The 1,796-nt window shown below is 47.1% G+C and carries 4 protein-coding genes and 1 pseudogene; 3 read left to right on the forward strand and 2 right to left on the reverse strand.

Annotation, left to right across the window (positions count from 1 at the left end; translation table 11 throughout):
* The 3 genes and pseudogenes from EPO18_RS19660 to EPO18_RS19670 form a co-directional block, all read left to right on the forward strand.
* A pseudogene (locus EPO18_RS19660) lies at positions 1 to 247 on the forward strand (hypothetical protein); the annotation flags it as partial.
* A 17-nt stretch (positions 248 to 264) separates the two neighbouring features.
* Positions 265 to 627, forward strand: coding sequence for a hypothetical protein (locus tag EPO18_RS19665; protein WP_292436431.1), 363 nt, complete (start codon positions 265 to 267; stop codon positions 625 to 627).
* Positions 627 to 956: a hypothetical protein gene (locus EPO18_RS19670; RefSeq protein ID WP_292436434.1), complete on the forward strand. Its 330-nt coding sequence runs from the start codon at positions 627 to 629 to the stop codon at positions 954 to 956. Before EPO18_RS19665 ends, EPO18_RS19670 begins: the two co-directional genes overlap by 1 nt.
* A 167-nt stretch (positions 957 to 1,123) precedes the next feature.
* On the opposite strand, the gene EPO18_RS19675 is transcribed toward EPO18_RS19670, so the two are convergent.
* Together EPO18_RS19675 and EPO18_RS19680 are read right to left on the reverse strand one after the other, a co-directional pair.
* Entirely contained in the window at positions 1,124 to 1,402 is a 279-nt protein-coding gene (locus tag EPO18_RS19675) for a YMGG-like glycine zipper-containing protein (protein ID WP_292436436.1), read from the reverse strand.
* A gap of 13 nt (positions 1,403 to 1,415) precedes the next feature.
* Positions 1,416 to 1,796, reverse strand: a 381-nt coding sequence (locus EPO18_RS19680) for a Rap1a/Tai family immunity protein (protein ID WP_363331532.1), incomplete at its 5' end; no start/stop codon positions are given.

A 1,796-nucleotide genomic window follows, 5' to 3' on the forward strand; every position in this document is an offset into this window, starting at 1 on the left:
TCACCTCACTGAGATAGTGCCGTTTCTGGTCGAGGACGAACTCAAGCGTCTAGGCGGTCACTTCGAAAAGGCCGCCGACTGGCAGAGTTTCGCGATCGTCGATGGCCACCTGATCACCGGGCAGAACCCGGCGTCTTCAACAGCGGCGGCCCAGGAACTCATCAAGCTGCTGGCGTCGCCTCCGGTAGGCAAGTTGACCCGCCAACCTTCCAGGCAACAAACTCCAATTTCCAAAGTCTTGCCATAAATTTAAAGAATGTTGTTATGTCGGATGACCCCGTCTTTTTACCTGAGTGCCACAATATGCTTCGACCATTTTTAATAATATCGCTGAGTGCATGGCTGACAGGCTGCGGTGTCGTTCACCTCAATGCTCCCGCCGATCAATCCGTCAGACTATTAACATTAGACGCACCGACACAAGTTCGTGTGGAAAGACCGGTATGGTTTAAATGGTGGGGTCGCGAACCCATTGATCCGCCTGATACCGCAATTATTATTAAAGAAAATCAATTAAAAGAAGTGCGGTTATATATGACCAATACTTTTGTCGATGCGCTTTACAATGTATTTCCGGGAATGATTGGTTTTCCTCGCCGGACAATAATTGTAGAAGGAAACAGATAATGAACAAATTGAACGTTATTGTATTAGTCGTTCTGGTGCTGGCGGGGTGTTTTAATACCGAACTGATTGCACCCGATAATGCAAAAATTCAAGTTCTATCCAGCGAGAAGCCGGTGGCTTATCAAAAACAATACCGCAATTGGTATTTGCTATGGGGAGCATTTCCGCTTTATGTTACTCAACCGGAAGAGCTCATCAAAGAAAATAATTTAGTGGAAGTACGGGTGCAAACGAAAGATACCGTGATGGATGCTATTATTTCGTTTTTTTCAGCGCAAATTAGTTTACTGCCCCAAACGGTCATCGTTGAAGGCAATTATGCTAAATGATGTCGCAATCCGCCCCATGTGCGGGATAACATCTTTTCGTTGCCCGACATTTTGATGTGTGTGAATGTCGGATATAAACAGCTTGCCCGTTCAACTTGGCTTTCCCTGTTTCGGCGGTGCAGCCGCCGAATTGTCTGCAGGCTTCTAAATCAATCGTATTTTTATGTTTAATACGGCTGTCGATAGGCATCTCTTTGCCCTTGTTGGTAGGCCCGCTGTTCGGCTTCTTTGTGTTTGCCGTACAAATACCCGCCCGCCGTGCCTGCGGCTGCACCGATTGCGGCCCCCATGCCGGCATTGCCCGCGATCGCACCAATTACCGCTCCGGTTGCAGCACCTCCCATACCTCCGGTTACGGTGCGTTGCTGAGTATCCGACATGCCGGCGCAACCAGCCAAAATGGAAATGGCTAATATCGCTATGACTGAAATCGAGAATCTTTTCATGTTGTATCCCCTGTTATTTATTTATACATGGCCATTTTTCGGTTAAAAATCTGAATTCCGTTTCGACCGGCATTTCGTTCATGTATTGAGGGTGTGTCTTAGCCCATGAAATAAACATGGCGATACTCTCGTTGCGCGAGGGTTTAGGCTCAGGAGGGCAGAACAGCTTCGATTCCTGTTTTTCTTCGGTCTGGGCTTGATAATAATGATAGGCTCCGACCAAATAACCATGGCAAAAATGGATTGCTTCCCGATAATGGGGGTCTTGCGGCGAAGCAGTACAGAGATTGAGCAAGTTTTGTGTTTTCCGGGCTACGAAATCTTCATCGGTAACGTTGGCATTTGCCGCTCCAGTAACAAATAAAGCAAATAATAAGAAAGAGATCGGAAGAGC

The organism is Methylobacter sp. (assembly GCF_004322395.1).
Lineage (GTDB): Bacteria > Pseudomonadota > Gammaproteobacteria > Methylococcales > Methylomonadaceae > Methylobacter_A.